Source organism: Burkholderia sp. Bp8998, assembly GCF_003854235.1.
In the GTDB taxonomy this organism is placed as follows: Bacteria; Pseudomonadota; Gammaproteobacteria; order Burkholderiales; family Burkholderiaceae; genus Burkholderia.
In genome coordinates this window covers 61754-78448 of the sequence record NZ_QTQF01000032.1, presented here as the reverse complement: position 1 = coordinate 78448, position 16695 = coordinate 61754, and the positions used below count along the sequence as shown (strand labels likewise).

The window sequence follows — 16695 nt, the reverse complement described above, 5'->3', positions numbered from 1 at the left end:
CCGCATTCTTTCACGAGCGGATGATGTTGGCAGGTTTGAAGCGCCGGCGATCAACGAGCGGAGTCAACAGAATCCGGACTCGCCCGCGAGCGTCAGTCGTGAGGATCACCAGTGCATTCCATAGCTCGGGCAGGGTCGGACATTGCTTGCGAGCCTGCGGGCGACGCGCATGTGCACTGTGGCATCCTCGTCAGTGCCAGCCACGACTTCCCAACGGGTATTGGATTGGGCTGGAATTCGGAAGTGACGGTTGCGTCCACCCATCATCAGACCGCATTGAATCTCGCCGACCAGAAACCCATTGTCGCGCACATATCGATGTGCACGACGACGATCGGCTGGTCGCCGTCGGAGACGATCAATCGAAATCGGCAAGCGCCCTGCCCGCGGTCAGGTCGTCGAGTTCGCTGTATGGCGTCTTGTGGTGCATCCGGCATCTCCGATCGAAAGAAAAGCCAGCGCGATGGGTGGTCCGTTCAACGTACCGAGTGGCCGACGAAGTCAAGGTCAGGTGCCGTCGCCGGACGAGGGAATCGTCGATCGCAGTCGCACAACGGTGCGCTGGCTAGTGAGACCCAACAACCGGCTCGTATCCTCGTTGCTGTGGCCCGCGATGAGCAGGCGGCGAGCGTAAGTGTTGCGCAAGGTGCGCGGACTCATGTCGGGCAGGCGGATATCGATTGCGAGCAGCTCGTCGCGCACGGCGAGTCCAAGCAGCGCGTCGTTCATCGGACCGCCGGCGCGCGGTGATGGAAAGAGAAGGCCATCATCCGTTGCCGCCAGCTGAGTGTACCAACGGGACAGGGCTGGCAGGGCGAACTCGGCAATACCGATGCGACGCGCATCGCGCGCGCCGCGCTTCGGGATTTCGATGTTTGGACGGACAGGTGACAGGTCGACCTCGGCGGCCTTCGCCAAACGGATCTCTTGCGCCGTGATGCCGGTTGCAAGCAGTAAGGCGACGATCGCACGGTTGCGCAGTACGCGGGCGTCCATGCCGTCGACGTCGAGCACGTGCGCCTGCAGCCGAATGTCGTCGGCCTCGGGGACATACACAGGATTCGGTTCGTCTTCGGGCCAGGCCTGAGCCAGCGCGAATGCGGACGCGGGATTCGTTTGCCGCACGCCAACGTCAGCCAGGTGGCGACACAGGCGGTCGATCAGCTTCTGGTACCGAAGGCGTGTCGTCGTGCCGGGCTGGCAACGGTTGTCGAGGTCGACAAAGAACGATTCGAGATGCTCGGGGCCGAAGGTGGCTAGCGTTTTGCGTGCGGCCGCGAGGTGTCGCATGAACCGCTCGAACATCGCTTCGTGCTGAGTGATCGAGCGGGGCGAGAACGCGCGTCGATCCGCGCCGGCGGCTTCGGTGTGCTGCCATTGCCGATAGGCATCGGTCGGGGCGGAAAGCCAGTCGGAGATTGGGTTCATGACGTACTTTATATACTGAATGTCTGCCCGTCACCACCGGACGCGAATCTGCGATTCGCGCCTGAGCGTCCAACCGGAAGGGGAGGATGCCTCGTCACATGCAAAGCCGGCGGAACGCCATTTTTGCTGCGCCAGTGTTCCCGTTCGGGCCGTGTATCTTACCGTCCGTGTTCCGCACCAGAAAAATGTCAACGCCCGACACCATGGTTCGGTCGATCGTCCATCCATCGGGGTGGGTCCAGCCATGGTCCCCTGCTACACGCCACTCGTCTTTTTTCTGAGCGGTGTGCAGCGCTGAGCGCTCGAGCATCGTGTCGCTCATGCGCGCTTGCCCGAGTTCGCCTGGACCATCGTCCGAACGATTGCGTACACGGTGGGAAGGTGCGAATCATCGCGGCACCAGTCGACCGCGGCGTCGGGATTGCCGCCCGGTAGGCGGCTCTCGCTCAACCGAGCGAACGCGCGGATGACCGCCGGGTCGTGCCGTCCCTGAAAGCCCAGATCGGAAAACGCCTGCTCCTCGATTTCGAGCAACGCGCGCCAGCTGAGTAGGCGAGGGTCGGCGGCGCGGCTGAACGCATCGAGATAGCGTTGCGCGAGCGTGGCGACGATGCGCTGTAGATCGTGTGCCGCGCGCTGCACGGCGTGCTCGTATTGCACGAGATCAACGTCCGGTTGGTCCTGTTCTGAGTACATGGCGGAGGCGAGCCAGTATCGGGAGATCGCTGGCATAGAGAGAAAACGGCACTGTAAATATATACAGTGCCGAATCGACTCGCAAGTCCGGCCTATCGGTCGATGGCAAACGAGTCTTGATCCGTGCAGTTGATCCATGACGGTGGGCTGCCGCGGCCGTTCCACGTCGCGTCTGTTTCGGGATCGCGGTAGCGGGCCGGTGGCGCCTGCCATTTGCGTCCAAGGCTCGGCCCGTAGATCTCCCTCGCTGCAATGTCGAATTCGGCGACCAATCGCCTAACGGCTAGACGCCTTTCTAACAAAATGTGCCGCCGGCGAGGCGATCCAGGCCGTACTGGATCTGATCACGCGCGCCGTTAGCGAAGGCGACAGCGTGCAGCTCGTCGGCTTTGGCTCGTTTTCGCAAGGGCAACGTGCCGCTCGGACCGGTAGAAATCCGACGACGGGCGCAGAGATAGCGATCGCAGCCGCGCAGACGGTAAAGTTCAGTGTCGGCAAGGCGTTCAAAGAGGCAGTGAACGCACCTTGAGTAGTAGCCGCGTCGGCGAGCCAGACGGGTAGAGAGAATTGCACGGAAGAAAGTGCAGACGTCTGCACAATCGGCCGTTCGGTCGGCTATTAGTTGGATGCTTATCGCAGGTTATCTCGGTGAGCGCCAACACATTCCTGTGCGTGGCGGACCTCTCACGCTGAAGATCACTGATACGTATCAACGATCTGCATGGGCCAATCAACTCGGAGCGGTGACAGATCTGCTGGAGCGTGTAACACCTCGTTGGCATCGCGGCATTCAATCGCGAGAATTGAAGGGGAACATATTAAGGGCTATGTTACCCTTCATTTCGGGACATTGAGCGAAAGCGCCGGGGCTCGCGGCGCTCGCGCAACTAAAGTTGTAGCTATGTTTCAACTAAAGTTGTGTCTAGGCGGCCGGTGCTATCGGCCGAGCGTGGGCAGGCAGCTGGGCCCTTTTCCGCTCCTACCCCGCCATTGGCAGGGTCACGGTGAAGGTGGTGCCTCGACGAGACGACTCGACGTGGATTTCGCCCCGTGGGCGTGCGCGATGCTCTTACAGATGTACAGGCCCAGCCCTATCCCGGCCGCATGACCGTCTCGACTGGGCAAGCGGCTTCGCGTCAGCGGGTCAAACAAGGTGGGCAATAGGTCGGGCGGAATGGGCCGGCCTGTATTGAACACGGTGATCGTGAGCCGACCGGAGCCGGCATGGGCGCCGAGCAAAATCCGGCCGTCGCCATAGCGGGCCGCATTGACCAGCAGGTTGATCAGCAATTGCAGCACGCGCCGGCGATCCCAAGAGCCAGCGAGCGGGCCGATCAACTGCAGATCCAGCTCGATGGCCGGGAACGAGCACCGGAGCTCGGCGGCCGCCTCGGCCACGAGCGCGTGCAGATCGACCGGCTCGAGGCGCAGTGGCAAGGCGTCGCTCAGGCGGGTTCGCGTGAACACGAGCAAATCGTCGAGCATCGCCTGCATTCGGATGGCTGCCCGCTCCACCACGGCAACCATTTTCTGCGACGACTCGGGCGCGCCGGGCGCATGACGGAGCACGTAGGCGCTATTGGTAATGGCGCCAAGGGGCGATCCTGCTGGCACAACCGACATTGCATTTTATAATATTTTGGAGCGTTGCAAAATGCCGGTCACGCAGACAAAACGAAGCAGGCACAGTGAGGAATAATCGTAATTCATGATCCTTGCTGCGTTGGAGCGGTGCTGTTAACAAAAATTTCTGCCTGATTGTCTGCTTCTGTTATAAGAAGTTGGGCCACTGGCCCCGCGTCTGTCCAGTAGTGAGTTACACCTTTTATCTCATAGAGCGTTGGCGGCAAGAAGACCCACTCGCCTGTAGTTGGCAGCCTTGTAAACGCGATGGGATCATCAAATAAGAGATCATTTTCCCCGATTATTTTCAGATATGCGCTATCCATGTGGGTTCCATTGCTGTTAGCGCCGATGTAAAACTGACCCACCGGGTCAGTTTTCAGTCGGCGTTGACACATTGCTTTAAGAAATTGGTAATTCTGCGGATTTTCTTTTGGTTTTATGGTGTGATAATGGCCGCTGAAATGATTTGGCGGAAAATTGGTTAATCAAATAAAGATGAGTATAGGGGTGATTGCGTCGATGGATCAGGGCGGTGAATTGAGTTCTGGTGACATCCCTTGTCGATCATAAAGGTCATGGAGGCAAGTAAAATAAGTACGGGTTTTTAATTGATTTTCAGAATCCTTGAATTCGTGGGATCATTCAATCCTCAAGGATTGAAAACACACGGGCCATTGAAATTATCACCATTCCAAACTGGTTGAAGAACTTCATAAGGTGATTTGCAAGCAATAGATTGCAACGTACGAAAACCCGCGATCTGTAGTGACGACTTCTCACCGGGCTGCAACTCATACATTCCAGTATAGTGGTGACTGCATTCCCCGGAAAAATTCGTCTCTCCCAACGTACTTCCACGTGCGCCGACGACACACCAACTAACCCTGATTGGGAATGAGCATTTATTGGTAATCGCTACTTGTGATCCAGCATACATGCCACCATCAACAATAGCTTGACCCACACATCCTTTAACTGCTAGGGTCGTTTTGACGTTTCTTGATTCCGTTGGGCTATTTGCCGTGCTTTGTGATGCTCCAGTCACAGAGGCGCTAGAAGTATTATCAAGGTAGGAGTTGGACATTACTGGGGTGCTTTTTCCAGCAGCAGACAAGATAGTCTGCGTGCCTTGTTCGGGTGTAGCCGTGCCTCCCAGCGTCACAACATCAGTTATCAAGCCAACCGTGACACCAATGGTGCCTTCATATAGGCCCATGAAGATATTGCCGTTTTCGAATTGTTTTCCTGCATCGCCAACTATTTTTGCTGTTGTGCAACCCGAGAAGGCAAGAAGTAATAAAGAGGCTTGTATTGTGCGCCTTGTTCTGATTTCCATGGAGTCCCCGATTTCAATTTACTTGAAAAAATTTACGGTGCTTCTCGTCTAAAGCGATCAAACATGAACATGGCAAAGAAGTCCGGACACTGCTTGCTGTTCTTGTCGCTCTCTGGCTCTCCAATAAAGGAGAACAGATAGTCACCGTCAGATCGTTTCACAAAGAGCGCTGGACATGAATTCTAGCGCTGGGTGATGTCACGAAGCACGGGTCCAGCAAATATACCCACGTCATTGACCTTGATCGCAAAGCAATATTAGATCAAATTTTTCTGAATAAATTCATTTGAAAACTTCTGGAGATCTAGGCGGAACGTCCTGTCCTCAAGCGTTCCAGTCCACGATGTCCATATCAAGGATCTCAATCACCTCGTCGCCCTTCAAAAAGTGGGGCGGCCAAAAGAGTTTGTAATCTTCCTTGCAGGTCTCGTGCACGGTTTGAACTCTCCATGGCGTGATTTTTATTTCAGAGGTCAATGTGCCAGCTCGACTATCTACCGAGGCACAGAGCAAGGTGATAAAGAGCAGTCGGGTCGCACTTAGCATTGCCATCGTGACAGATTCCTTGCGCTTCTTTGTCGCCAAGCCTCGACCCTCGCCGAGCCAGAACTCCTCGCTTCACCTTGGCCTTGGCACATGTCGTCAGTGATGGCGGGAGCGGGGGCAAACGGGCTTGCGTAGGGAGAATCGATCCCTTGGGCAAAGCTGACCGACGCGGTAATGGCAAGTGGCAGCAATGCAATGACAGTTTTTCTCATCTTCATCACCTTCTCCTTGTTGATATGACCAACTTGACCGAACGGAATCTCCGTCCAGCAAGTTAAGCAGGTTTGGGAAGGTGGGGCATCCCCAAGGTTGGGGATGAGGGTGAGGAAGGATCGGAGAACTACAACTGAAGAACAAGTTGGCTGAGTTGGGCAGTCCGGGATACACCAATCTTGGTGTAGATGGACTTGATCTGGGAGCGGACTGTTGTGATCAAAACACCGCGTGCATCAGCACATTCTTGGGGTGAGAGGCCTTCACATGACAGGAGGATGGCAAGATCCGCTTCAGCAGCGCTGAGCCCGAAGAATGTTCGCAACCGTTGGACTTTTGTCTCTGGGGTCTGGCTGTCCGTTGCCGTCATCAACACCAGACGGCGAGGAGAAAGTTGTGTCAGCCTGGAGCGCTCAGGAATGGGAATCAGGGTCAATGGGAGAGGCTTGCCAGAGGAGCGCCGCAAAAGCATCCCACCAACCGCGCAAGCTTGACGCCAATCAGCATGGGCGTATTGAGCGGTTGGGAAAAATTGCCCCTGTCGAAATGCAAGTGCGGGTTCGTTGGCTATCAATTGGTTTGCCGCGTCATTGGCATAGATCAACGTCCGTGCTTCGTCCAAGATGAAGACGGGAAACGAGAGAGAATGAAGCGAGGCTTCAGCGATAGCTGCCCTGGTCTCCAGTTGACGAAGACGCACCTGTGTCTGAAGGGCACGGCTGATGTGCGGACTCAATACATCGATGGCATGACGGTGACTTTCTAAAAGACCTTGTGTTCCCTTATCTCCGATTAGACTCAAGAAGGCGCTATCATTACCTTCTCGATGTATAAATAGTCCTGAAAGACTTCCAAAATCGAAAGCCCGCATGAATTCTTGATAGAAAACATGTTTTGACCTAAATTGCTCGGATAGGCATGCGATGTCTTCATACCACCGGCCTGCCGGCCAATTTCCGATGACAGATGCAGCCGGGTCATGCTGATAAAACGTGGTGTCGTAAACTTTCACGCAATCTGAAACCCAAGCGCTGCCATCTCCTGCCGCCGTATTAAGAGAGGGAATCTGCGAGGCGTTATTAAATGATAGTAAAGTGACGAGCCGGGTTCCAGTGGCGTTCCTGAGTTTATTCAAGAATACATCCCAGTTTTCCTCACCAAGGGCCGCAGCATAGATGCTATCGATAAGGGTCGATGAAACGAGCTTGTCTTGTGACATTGTTGACACTCCCCGCAATACATCAAGTTTTTTGCTTTTGGTCGGTATTCGACTGATCGAAACCCTTGCGATAACTGATGGCATTCATACCATGTCAACAAGGTCACCTTGACAAACTCATGTGCCTTCCATGGAGCGCAGCGACGGATGTGTTCCGCTGGTACGGATCATTGATCGCATCGGCAACTTTGCACAAGATACCGAAGGAAAGCTTTCTTGGGAAGCCATGGCCGCCGTACACCAGATCTGAGATTAGCTCTCGCGGCTCAGCGGACAAAGGATACGGCGGCATAACTCGGGACCTCTGGAATGCGAAAAACCGAGGGAAGCTCAAAAGCACAGCATTTGCGGGTGTTCTATGGGCCGACAGAAGCCGAAGCAGAACTTGCCGTCCTGTTGTGTAGCAAGGGAAGCTCGCCGCAAGAGTGTGCGGATATTCGAGACGTTGCCCTCTCCACCATCCGCTCCCCGATCAAATCCATTCATACCAAGACCGGAGTCACTCGCTCCAGCCAACTCAGTCAACTCGTTTTGCATTTGTAACCCCGCCCGACTTTTTCTCTTGGCATCCCCAAGATTGGGGGTGATTTTGATTCGCACTTTGGATAGATTCAAGGTGTAGAACAGCAACTTACGAAGGAAATACAACTATGAAGCCATCCAAGCGTCGTCAGCGCCAGATCATGCTTCTCCTGGCAACCTGTCTGGTCGGCGATATCGTCCCCGTGCAAGCCAAGACCACCTGTCCGACAGAAGTTCACGTGCATAGTGGATCAAATGAGGCAAATTTTTCGATTGGAGCCTTAACAAATAAAATATTTACCAAGGTAGAACTTGAAAATCATCTCAAGAATCTGGAGCAGGAATTATCTAAAGCCAAACAACAGAACGCCAACGATCAAGCCTATATTTCATATCTTGATTTCCCCCCCAGATCAGAGCAAGGAGCTTTCGCTGTATTGCCCAATCACACAGAATGGAATCGACCGCGCAACCGTAGCAGTTTCCTGCACCGAGATTTTATATGACTATCGATATCCGACCAGTGGTACCATGGACACGCTGACACCACGAGTTGAGATTTTTCAATGCCACCAAAAGGCAGGCTGGCCTTCTGCAAAGGATGGCGGCAAGAAGTATAAAATTAAGAGCTAGAGACAATCATGCTGAAAAGAATATTTTTGATGGCCACCTTGTCAGCTTTCAGCTCCTATTGCTCATCAGCTACTTGCGACGCAGATCTGGTTTCATCTCAGCATTTAGAAGGAGCCAAGTATCGGTTTCGCTTCTCCGTTCAAATGAGCAACTGTCGCTTTGCTTTTTGCACTGCGACGATCAAATACAATGTATTGTATAGCGAGATATTGAATGGCAGCCCGAGGCCAACCGGTAAATTCTATCTCGGCGCCGTGAATCTTGGCAACGGCGAAAAAATGTTCGACGATGAAGTTTTCGTCGGAGATGCCCGATTTAACCCCAAGGTAAGGAGCCTAGAAATTTTAAGTGTTTCCTGTCCAGAAATGTAATATAAGTGTTCCTGGTAAAACTACTTGGATTTGGGTAGTCTGGATTTTTCCCTAGTGCCGAGGTGCTGATGAAGTGCTGTGTCGTGCTTGTGAATGCTGAAGAGGTCACGTTGCAGGAGATGGCAATCAATCATCGGTTCAGGAACACGCGCAGACGTAAGCGTTGCCCCAGCCTTGCAATTACCCACAAAGTTATCACGAGGAGTGATGCGATCGAGAACACGCACAATCGAATGCGCTGCTTCTCAAGCAAGCTGTGCAATTCGACCAGCCACAACCACTCGCGCTGGCTCATGCCCTGCGCTTCGTCGATCACCAGCACCAAGAAGCGTCCGCCGCCCTGCGCGGCGAGCTCGATCCAGCGCTCGACAAGCATGGTTTGCCGTTCCAGCGGGCTGCGCCGCGCCTGAGCAAGCCGGTGACCGCTCGCATCGAGCAGGTGGGCGTAAAAGCTGCCGACGGCCTGGCTGCTGCCGGAATCCGTGTGGCTCCAGATCACCAACGGCACAAACCCACCATGGCGCTCGGACAGCAAGCGCTGCAGCCAGTGGTCGACTGCGCTCGACTTACCGAAGCGCGAGGGCCCGAAGATCGTCGCGCCATCGACTTGATCGTCCAGCCAACTGCCGATGCGTTCGACCATGTCGTGAATCGCGATCGTGAACAACGAGTAGTCACGCGTCACGACCGGATGACCGCGGGGGATGTGCGCCGCGACGAGCGGGTCGGGGGGCGCAGGCGACGTCACCATTGCTGGGCTCGGCGCATCGGTGGCAGGGGCGTGTCGCTGCGTGCCGCCGTCGGCGCTTCAATGTTCGCCGCCGGCGTGCCGGGGCGCTTGGCAAGGCTCACCATCGACTGTCCAGATAGTCGCTCTGCCTGCTGCTGCAGGATGCGTCGCGCCTCGAGATAGGCCGGGTGAACCGGCAATTTGCCGTCGGGCGAGGCCTCGGCGTAGCGGATCAGGGCTTCGACCGCGTCGCCGTGGGTCGCCAGATGCAGGAGCCGGCGCTTTTCGAGTGCGCGGATCGCCGCGCACGTACAGTGAGTGGGGCGTCAGGTGCCACGGAGGGGCGGCCCGGACCATACCGAGGAACAGGCCGCGCTGCGTCGAGACCGTGACGTAGCGCGCATCGTCTTCATTGTCGAGCTGCAGCCAGAAGGCCTGACCGAGCAGATCCGTGCGCACGCACAGCCATTCGGCCGAGTAGCGCGCATTGGAGAAATGGAAATGTGGGCGGCGTCCCGTCTTGATTCCGCCCAGCAACGTACACAGCTTGCGCGTGCCGACCAGGCGGCGCACCGCGGCAGGCTCAGCCAGGCGGGGCGTCCATGTGCGGTCGGCCATCATGTGCTCCAGCTGCTCGAGCGGGCTGCGGTAGCCCAGTCCCGAATGCGGCGTCGCGTTGTAATTGGCGATCAGCGTGTCGAGCAATTCGTGCGCGTACTCGACCTGAAAATGCGTCGCCATGGCCACGGCGTTGGGATCAGTGCCGCGCCTGTCGGCCGGCGAGCTGCCGGTCGTCGTCGCTAGCTGATGAAAGCCGCCGGCGGCCAAGTGCCCGAAAAACGACTCGACGAACGGCCGGTCGTCCTTGCTGCGACGACAGCTATAGCTCGCCGCATCCTGCGGCTTGACGATCCTGGCGTCGACCACGTCGCGTAGGACGCTTTCGACGCGGCCGCAGATATTGGCCAGTGCGCCGTCGACGCTGAATTCGTTCCAGCAGGCACCCGCGAGCTGCGGAAAGCGATATGACGGCAACCCGGCCCCTGGCACGTAGGCGGCGTCGCTGAACTGCAAATCGCGCGGCATCCATGGCATCAGGGCGCAGCGCACCGCGCGCAACACGTCTTCGGCCGCGCACTCGCGCCGGAGGCTGAGGTGATAGCCCAGCACCGCACGCGACGTGACCTCGACCAGCACCACAACCCACAGGCGATGAATCGTGCGCGGCTCAGTACCGCCGTGTGGCGACGGCACCAGCACAACCATGCGGGCGTCAAGCTTGTGCGCATCGCATTCGACGCGCTCGAACGGCGCCAGGGGTGGCCGATGCGTGCCGTCTCCGGCGCGGGCCTTGCGCACGCACAGCCTCTTGCCCGCCGACCAACGCGCGAGCACGCGCTGGATGCTCGGCGAGGACACGATCAATGTAGCGGGCCAGCGTGACGTAGCCGCGTTTTTCGACGGTGAACGGCCATTCGCCGCGGCGCTCGAAGCCACGTTCGCGCAATTCGGCAAGAAACCAGCGAAACACGACCATGCGCGGCCGGCGCGACGCCTCAAGGTCGGCGCGTTTGCCAAGGATACGCTCGCGCAACTTGTCTTCGAATCCCCGCCCTGCTGGCGACTCGAACACCCATTGCAGGGCGCCGACGGCTCCGCCGCTCCACGCATTGAGTGCCAGCGGCGCCGTCCGTTCGTAGGCTTTCACGCGGACATGCGGCAACAGGCCACGCCACCCCTGGATACGTCCGTCAGGATGCGGTCTGAGGCAACGTTCGGTCAGCAGCCGATAAGCCTGGCCGCGCCCCATGCCGCAAGCCGCTTTGATCTGGGCGCTGGTCGCGCCTTCGAGATACAGGCGAATCGCGCGCTCACGCCTGAGATACAGCGCACGGCGCTCGGTAGGTAGCGCCAGCGGGTCGATGGCCGGCCAGCGGTTCAGGTCGACCTCGCCCTGCAACTCGGCGTCGCCATCCTGTGCTTCACCACTCGCCCGCAACCGTGAGCGCCGTGTCATCCTGAGCCTCCGCCATCGCGTCGACCATTACGACACAAGATTAGATGAAATCGCCGATCGGGTTACAACTTTAGTTGACGCAGAGGGGCACGATAGACACAACTTTAGTTGACGTGGAAAATCGTGTCCTGCCCTTGATGGAAAAGGGTTTGCCGGAATTACTGCGTCGCAGCAATAACCGTTGAACTTTAGTTGCGCGAGCGCACGTCGCTCACACAAAAATTGTGTTGATCGTCGGCCATACCCCGGGGCATACATGGCAACGATCTTGTCGTTGAAGTTCGTGAAGCGTCGTTCGTGTTTGGGAATCAGCAGCGGTTCGAAGCTGCCGTCGCGGTCGCGAGGCACTTCGATACGGATCGGGTCGTCCTCGATCAGGACTGTCGTGGCACCTGTGCCATTGCGCGGGTCACGGCGCTCAGCTTGGCAGCGCCTGGCGGGTAGCTGAGAGGGTGGCTCATCTCGCCGCCCAGCGCCCGCTCGATCAGCGCATTCTTGAAGGCCGGCGTCGCGGCATTGATCGCGTCGGCTGTCATCGGACCGTTGCCGAATTGCTCAAGCAACTCGGCGGATATGGCCGGAATGTCTACCGGCCTGGCTTTCGGTTTGCGAGGCATACATCCTCCTTCGGAGCATCATATGCCTTGAACACGAAATTACTGCCAGCCCCGGTTACGGCAATGCGGTCTGCGTGCACCCCAGCGCCTCCAGCGCCTTTGTGATCGCATATGCGTTTAGTAGGGCTGTATCGAACGAACGATCGCCCGCTAGACGATGGCCGTCAATCGAAATTTGCCAATGTTCGCCGTCGTGTTCGCATGCGGCGCGACGCTGACTTAGCAACTCGGCATACCAGCGCCACGCGTTCCGGTGACACGTTGATGTGCTTCGCCGGAGAGGTCCAGGGTGTGGTCGATTACGCGACTGATCGTTCATGGACAGGCAATTTGTGATGGGGGCTGGGCGAGTCTGCTCACCCTGGTATCGGATAGGTGAAATGCTCGACGCAAGGGAGCCGCTTTATCCGGTCGTCAGCTGTGAACCTGCCGGTTCCGCGCGCGGGAAAGCGGTGCGCGTTGCTTGCGGTGCTGTTGCGGCCGCCGTGAGTATTCCTCGCAACCGCACCGTCAGAAAATCGACAAACGTGGCGATCTTGGCATCGAGAAACTGACGACACGGATAGACTATGAAAATGCTCGTACATTCGATGGTCTGGTCGGGAAATAGCGGCACAAGGCGACCCTCGTGTATGTCATCCACGACGCAATGAAGTGGCAGTACGCCGACGCCGAAACCTGCAAGCAGCGCGAACCTAACAGCTTCCGGGTCGTCGACGACGAGCGGCGCATCGGATTCTCGGCTGACTCTGGGCTCATTGGTCTGGATCGCCGGTCGGACGGATCGCGCTGTTAGCGGGATCGGCGTCAGTGCATGCTGCGATAAATCGTCGATTGTCTCGATCGCATGCTCGCGAACGAACGATGGTGCTGCTACCAGGACACGACGGCATTCCCCGACCCGCTTTGCGACGTTTTCTGAGTTCGGCAGCGACGTCGCCGAGACGATTGAGACATCGACATGCTCTTCAACCAGATTTGCTGTCTTCGGCGTGAATCGGAGATCGACGGAAACGGCGGGAAAATTTCGTCGATAGTCTACGATTGCGCGGGTCAAAGGCACGCGTCCGACTTCAGCCATGCAATGTACTTTTAATCGACCTCGCGCGGACAGGTGCGCCGTGCCGACCTCAGTCTCCGCTTCCTCAAGATCGGCGAGAATTTTCTTGCATTTCCGATAGTAGTGCTCACCCGGTTCGGTCAGTGAAATTGAACGCGTGGTGCGGTTCAGCAACCGGGCTCGCAACTGGAATTCGAGTGTCGATATAGCGCGCGAAACGCTGCCGGCGGTGCATTGCATATGCTCAGCGACCGCGGTGAAACTCTTGACTTCCGCGACTCGCGCGAAGATGCGCATGTTAGTGATTTTGTCCATGGATGCGTTCAGTCCTGGTCAATTGGTCAAGGGGGTACGGTTCGTCGCAGGTGATGCACCGCTGGCGCGGGCCTTCGCTCACGCGGTCTTGTCGCTCAACTGCCGTGCTTCAGAAGAAAGATAGTTTCGTGTTGGCAATCAAACCATCCCTACATTTGGATGTCGGCATAGACATTCGGGCACAGTCGATACTCCCTGCGTATAGGCAGGTGACTCCATGTACACATGTCGATCGAGACTCGCGTCAGCGAGGACGCTCCTCGGTGATCAGGGCGACCGATACATCTCATTTCTGGAAGCGACGGAAATTGCCGGGCACCTTGCCGTTGCGGTGCTGGGTTCCACGTGTGCGCCTTAAGAAAACCAATAAGAACGATTCAGGAAGTTTAGGGACGCAGTGTGCGGCGGTCGTTATGCTGGATGCATATGACCAAACACCGGAGGACTTGAATGGAAAGCTTTCGAGGAAGAGGCTGGATGCACGCGCGAAAGTGCCTGACGCGGTGTCTGGCTGGGATCGCGATGGCGTGGGTCGCTGCTGCCTTTGCTGCTGCACCGCTCGCCGGCAAACAGGCACCGGGGTTCTACAGAACGATGGTGGGGAAGTTCGAAGTTACAGCGCTGTCGGACGGAACCCATCCGTTCCCGATCGACAAGGTGGTCGAAGGTGTGTCGAACGCAGATATCGAGAACGATCTGCAGCGCGCATTTCTTGCGCCGCCAGTGCAAGGATCGATCAATGCGTTTCTGGTGAATACCGGAGAGAAACTGATTCTGATCGATGCTGGCGCGGGCTCACTGTATGGTGATTGCTGCGGACGGTTGGTCGACAATCTTCGTGCGGCCGGCTATCGACCGGAACAGGTCGACGAGGTTTTGCTTACCCACATGCACGAAGACCACATCGGCGGTATCGCTTCGAAAGGTGTAGCCGTATTTCCGAATGCGGTCGTCAGGGTGAGCCGCAAAGAGGCCGACTACTGGCTCGATCCGGCCAACAAGACTCAAGCGTCGCCGCTTCTCGCGCCGTTCTTTGATGCAGCAACCGCAGCAATCGAACCATACCGTGCTGTTGGGCGGTTCAAGACATACGATCACGACGGCGTACTCGAGCCGGGCATTCGTGCGATTTCACTTCCGGGCCACACACCCGGCCAGATGGCCTATCTGGTCGAAAGCGGCTCCGCACGCCTGCTGGTCTGGGGAGATGTCGTGCATGTCGCTGCGATCCAGCTTCGGCAACTGCAAGCTACCGTCAAGTACGACAGCGATCCTTCGGAAGCGCGTGAATCTCGAGAAGAGATTCTGCGTGAAGTCGCGGACCGACGTTACCTCGTTGGTGCGGCCCATGTTTCGTTTCCGGGACTCGGGCACGTGCGGAAGGATGGTGACACCTTCGACTGGGTGCCGGTCAACTACGACTGGTCGCCCGTGCCCAGAGCCGGTGTAGCGCCTCGCCCTTGATGCCGGGCAGGCGGCAACAATTCTCCAGGCGTCTACTTTTCTAAGGATCGATCGTGGAAACGTTGGAAAACATTGCAGTAACTCACCATACGCTGGTCGCAAACGGCATCCGGCAACATTACCTCGACGCCGGCAGCGGGCCGGTTGTCGTGTTGCTTCACGGCTTCCCGGAGACCAGCTACGCATGGCGCCACCAGATTCCGGTGCTCGCCCGTACGTATCGCGTGATTGCGCCGGATTTGCGCGGCTACGGCGAAACCGACAAGCCGGCGTCCGGATACGACAAGCGCAACATGGCACTCGACATCATCCGCCTGCTGGACACGCTGGGGATCGAGAAAGTCGTGCTGGTCGGGCACGATCGCGGCGCGCGAGTTGCTACACGGCTTGCGAAGGATCATCCGGAACGTGTCGATCGTCTGGTGGTCATGGATAACGTGCCGACGCGTATCGTCGCGGAAAACATGAGTCCGAAAACGGCACGTGCGTACTGGTTCTTCCTGTTCCATCTGGTGGTGGACTTGCCCGAGACCCTGATCGCCGGCAACGAGGAAGCCTGGTTGCGCCATTTCTTCTCCGATTGGTGTTACAACCCGCACACGATCGAGGGGGCAGATTTCGATGCGTACGTGAAAGCGTACAAGCGACCAGGCGCCGTGCGCGGCGCAATGTCGGACTACCGTGCGAACGCGCAGGACGTCGAGCAGGATCAGGCGGACGCCGATACCCGGATCGCCTGCCCGACGATGGCAATTTGGGGCGAGGACTTTTACGCGGTCGGCGGGATGTTCGATATGAAGGCGGTGTGGGAGGGGATGGCGACCAATCTGCGCGCCGAGCCGATCGCCCGTTGCGGTCATCTGCCGCAGGAGGAGCAGCCCGAGCGCGTCAATGCGTTGCTGCTCGATTTTCTGAGCGGCTGGACCGGGCGCTGATTGCCCAGATGTTGTATCGCATTAGCGGCCGCTCCGACGTCGCCAGGCGCCGGGCGGTTTGCCGACTACTCGGCTGAAAGCGCGGCTCAAATGGCTTTGATCGGCGAATCCGCAACAGCTGGCAATTTCGGATAATGTCATATCCGATGACTCGACGAGCTTGCGGGCCTGCTGAATGCGCTGATCCAGTACCCACTGATGCGGAGTGCGACCGGTGGTTTTGGCGAATGCTCGAATGAAATAGCCTCGTGACAGATTGCATTCGCGTGCCACGTCCGCGATTGCCGCGCCTTCATTCAGGTTCGCGATTAGCAGTTCCTTTGCCAGCGCTTCCTGCGCGCGCGACAGCATACCGCCAATGCGGCTCGCGGGAAGCAAAGGCGTTCCGTATTGTTTCGAAAGATGGATGCCGATGGCGAGCCCCATCTGTTCCACGAAGAGCGAGTTCAGCGCACCGGCGGTATCGAAACACCCGGCAACCGCGCGGGCAAGGTGGCCCAGTACCGGGTCACGCTGATCGATTGAACATGTCAGTCCGGCAAATCGGCCCGCGTCGCGTTCGTCATCGAGGCGGTCGAAAAACAATCCCGGCAGTTCGATGAGCACGAAATCGAAATTGCCGTGAAGATCGGCGCGATAATCGTCCGACATGTCGCGGATATAGATCGAGTCGTCGCTGAAATGTCGTGCAATCTTGCGTTGACCCTGAAAAATGTCGCGCCGATGACCTCTGTTCATCGACACGCCAATCAGGTACCCGCGATCTGACGCAGGCATCGCAACACGATGGACGGTATCGTTGTCCATGCATTTGCGGTAGAACGTCAAGTCGGTGCCGCGCATTTCCAGATTCGTGCGCAACTGGCTTGAAGTGCACCCAAGCGCATCCTTCTTCATCGCGCCGGCGGCGGGCTGGGCAGTAAGCAGCATGCTGCGTACCTCGGATCAACATACGGAAGGTTGGCGA

At 57.5% G+C, this 16695-nt stretch carries 18 protein-coding genes and 2 pseudogenes; 5 read left to right on the top strand and 15 right to left on the bottom strand.

Going from position 1 to position 16695, the window contains the following annotated elements:
- Nucleotides 1-507: 507 nt before the first annotated feature.
- The 4 genes from DIE06_RS27485 to DIE06_RS27470 all read right to left on the bottom strand — a co-directional run bounded on the left by DIE06_RS27485 (nucleotide 508) and on the right by DIE06_RS27470 (nucleotide 2396).
- Nucleotides 508-1428, bottom strand: a complete 921-nt coding sequence (locus tag DIE06_RS27485) for a tyrosine-type recombinase/integrase (RefSeq protein ID WP_124664075.1) — start codon at nucleotides 1426-1428, stop codon at nucleotides 508-510.
- A 94-nt stretch (nucleotides 1429-1522) separates the two neighbouring features.
- Nucleotides 1523-1750, bottom strand: coding sequence for a hypothetical protein (locus tag DIE06_RS27480; RefSeq protein ID WP_124664074.1), 228 nt, complete (start codon nucleotides 1748-1750; stop codon nucleotides 1523-1525).
- On the bottom strand, nucleotides 1747-2160 hold the full coding sequence (locus tag DIE06_RS27475; RefSeq protein WP_260433786.1) for a DUF2471 domain-containing protein: 414 nt from the start codon (nucleotides 2158-2160) through the stop codon (nucleotides 1747-1749). Before DIE06_RS27475 ends, DIE06_RS27480 begins: the two co-directional genes overlap by 4 nt.
- Nucleotides 2161-2216: 56 nt before the next feature.
- Nucleotides 2217-2396 carry an H-NS histone family protein gene (locus DIE06_RS27470; RefSeq protein WP_260433785.1) on the bottom strand — a complete coding sequence of 60 codons (180 nt, stop codon included), beginning with the start codon at nucleotides 2394-2396 and terminating at the stop codon, nucleotides 2217-2219.
- A 26-nt stretch (nucleotides 2397-2422) separates the two neighbouring features.
- Between DIE06_RS27470 and DIE06_RS27465 the strand changes: the two are divergent.
- Nucleotides 2423-2653: pseudogene (locus DIE06_RS27465) on the top strand (HU family DNA-binding protein); the annotation flags it as partial.
- Nucleotides 2654-3123: 470 nt separating this feature from the next.
- On the opposite strand, the gene DIE06_RS27460 reads toward DIE06_RS27465, so the two are convergent.
- The 5 genes from DIE06_RS27460 to DIE06_RS27440 all read right to left on the bottom strand — a co-directional run bounded on the left by DIE06_RS27460 (nucleotide 3124) and on the right by DIE06_RS27440 (nucleotide 7064).
- On the bottom strand, nucleotides 3124-3651 hold the full coding sequence (locus tag DIE06_RS27460) for a sensor histidine kinase KdpD (RefSeq protein ID WP_185733491.1): 528 nt from the start codon (nucleotides 3649-3651) through the stop codon (nucleotides 3124-3126).
- Nucleotides 3652-3830: 179 nt separating this feature from the next.
- Nucleotides 3831-4073, bottom strand: coding sequence for a hypothetical protein (locus tag DIE06_RS27455; protein WP_124664072.1), 243 nt, complete (start codon nucleotides 4071-4073; stop codon nucleotides 3831-3833).
- 326 nt (nucleotides 4074-4399) lie between these two features.
- Nucleotides 4400-5086, bottom strand: coding sequence for a hypothetical protein (locus DIE06_RS27450; protein WP_124664071.1), 687 nt, complete (start codon nucleotides 5084-5086; stop codon nucleotides 4400-4402).
- A 324-nt stretch (nucleotides 5087-5410) separates the two neighbouring features.
- Nucleotides 5411-5638: a hypothetical protein gene (locus DIE06_RS27445; RefSeq protein WP_124664070.1), complete on the bottom strand. Its 228-nt coding sequence runs from the start codon at nucleotides 5636-5638 to the stop codon at nucleotides 5411-5413.
- A 334-nt stretch (nucleotides 5639-5972) separates the two neighbouring features.
- Nucleotides 5973-7064 carry a helix-turn-helix transcriptional regulator gene (locus DIE06_RS27440; protein ID WP_124664069.1) on the bottom strand — a complete coding sequence of 364 codons (1092 nt, stop codon included), beginning with the start codon at nucleotides 7062-7064 and terminating at the stop codon, nucleotides 5973-5975.
- Nucleotides 7065-7714: 650 nt separating this feature from the next.
- Here DIE06_RS27440 and DIE06_RS27435 point away from each other — a divergent pair.
- A complete protein-coding gene (locus DIE06_RS27435; RefSeq protein WP_124664068.1) occupies nucleotides 7715-8092 on the top strand; it encodes a hypothetical protein in 378 nt (125 codons plus the stop codon).
- A gap of 135 nt (nucleotides 8093-8227) precedes the next feature.
- A complete protein-coding gene (locus DIE06_RS27430; RefSeq protein ID WP_124664067.1) occupies nucleotides 8228-8590 on the top strand; it encodes a hypothetical protein in 363 nt (120 codons plus the stop codon).
- 130 nt (nucleotides 8591-8720) lie between these two features.
- Here DIE06_RS27430 and DIE06_RS27425 read toward each other — a convergent pair whose 3' ends face one another.
- The 5 genes and pseudogenes from DIE06_RS27425 to DIE06_RS27405 form a co-directional block, all read right to left on the bottom strand.
- Nucleotides 8721-9341: an ATP-binding protein gene (locus DIE06_RS27425; RefSeq protein ID WP_124664066.1), complete on the bottom strand. Its 621-nt coding sequence runs from the start codon at nucleotides 9339-9341 to the stop codon at nucleotides 8721-8723.
- 57 nt (nucleotides 9342-9398) lie between these two features.
- Nucleotides 9399-10679: a hypothetical protein gene (locus DIE06_RS27420; RefSeq protein ID WP_124664065.1), complete on the bottom strand. Its 1281-nt coding sequence runs from the start codon at nucleotides 10677-10679 to the stop codon at nucleotides 9399-9401.
- Entirely contained in the window at nucleotides 10594-11337 is a 744-nt protein-coding gene (locus DIE06_RS39140) for a hypothetical protein (RefSeq protein WP_260433784.1), read from the bottom strand. Before DIE06_RS39140 ends, DIE06_RS27420 begins: the two co-directional genes overlap by 86 nt.
- 201 nt (nucleotides 11338-11538) lie before the next feature.
- Nucleotides 11539-11954, bottom strand: a pseudogene (locus tag DIE06_RS27410) (transposase); the annotation flags it as partial.
- A gap of 403 nt (nucleotides 11955-12357) precedes the next feature.
- Nucleotides 12358-13329, bottom strand: a complete 972-nt coding sequence (locus DIE06_RS27405; protein ID WP_124664064.1) for a LysR family transcriptional regulator — start codon at nucleotides 13327-13329, stop codon at nucleotides 12358-12360.
- A gap of 450 nt (nucleotides 13330-13779) precedes the next feature.
- Here DIE06_RS27405 and DIE06_RS27400 point away from each other — a divergent pair, with 450 nt between their 5' ends.
- Together DIE06_RS27400 and DIE06_RS27395 are read left to right on the top strand one after the other, a co-directional pair.
- Nucleotides 13780-14793 (top strand): MBL fold metallo-hydrolase, encoded by a 1014-nt coding sequence (locus DIE06_RS27400; protein WP_124664063.1) that lies wholly within the window; start codon nucleotides 13780-13782, stop codon nucleotides 14791-14793.
- Nucleotides 14794-14855: 62 nt separating this feature from the next.
- Complete coding sequence (locus tag DIE06_RS27395) at nucleotides 14856-15728, top strand: alpha/beta fold hydrolase (protein ID WP_409364519.1); 873 nt, start codon at nucleotides 14856-14858, stop codon at nucleotides 15726-15728.
- 21 nt (nucleotides 15729-15749) lie between these two features.
- On the opposite strand, the gene DIE06_RS27390 is transcribed toward DIE06_RS27395, so the two are convergent.
- A complete protein-coding gene (locus DIE06_RS27390; RefSeq protein ID WP_124664061.1) occupies nucleotides 15750-16658 on the bottom strand; it encodes an AraC family transcriptional regulator in 909 nt (302 codons plus the stop codon).
- Nucleotides 16659-16695: the final 37 nt, after the last annotated feature.